Below are 706 nucleotides of genomic sequence, written 5' to 3'. Positions count from 1 at the left end.
ATTCAACGGCGAAGTGGTTGATTGGCAAGAAGAATACTCAGAACGCTTGATGGTTGGTGTCAACACGTTCCGCACTTATGTGGAAGGCTGGTACAACGGCACGCTTCAAGACGTGATTTTCTACCAAGCTCCAAATCCACGCATTAAACAGATGATCAGTGCAATATTGGCTGGTTACGCGTGGGATACCGAGAACCCATACGTCAAGCAAAGTGAACAACGCTTGTCGACGCTGGCTGAGTTAGTACGTGGCGAAGGTTTTTAAATTACTAAGAAAAAACCATTAAAAACATCTCATTAGCCCCATCTGTGATTCATAGATGGGGCTTTTTATTGCCTTGATTTTAATAAGGTTATTTCTTTTTTTGGTGGGTTATTGAACGTTGAGATTGCTCTAAAAGTGACCTTGGTCACATAAATATTTGTTGTAGCTGATATTTCTATAAAACCTGTCGGAAATGGATTACATTTTGGGAGTGTTCCCTCAACTTGGTTATGTCGTGAAAAAGGTATCTAAGCGACTGTATAGATTAGTAAAGTTTAAAAAACGGCAGCCACTCAAAGCTGTATTGTTTTCCTTTACTTCCATGTTGAAGGGCAGGCAACAGCGCCTCATTAAAAAGCTTCCTTTTTATCCCCAACGTTCCCATCGATGTATTTTTTCTCCCGAGCCATTTCAAGAGCCTTCTGAGCATGTTTTGGCGTG

General features: G+C 41.2%; 1 pseudogene. It reads left to right on the top strand.

What is annotated here, in order from left to right:
- Nucleotides 1–265: pseudogene (locus tag R7Q11_RS26340) on the top strand (FAD-dependent oxidoreductase); the annotation flags it as partial.
- Nucleotides 266–706 lie beyond the last annotated feature (441 nt).

The organism is Vibrio sp. 970, assembly GCF_033339075.1.
The sequence above is the reverse complement of the archived record's forward strand: the minus strand, read 5'-3'. Positions and strand labels throughout refer to the sequence as shown.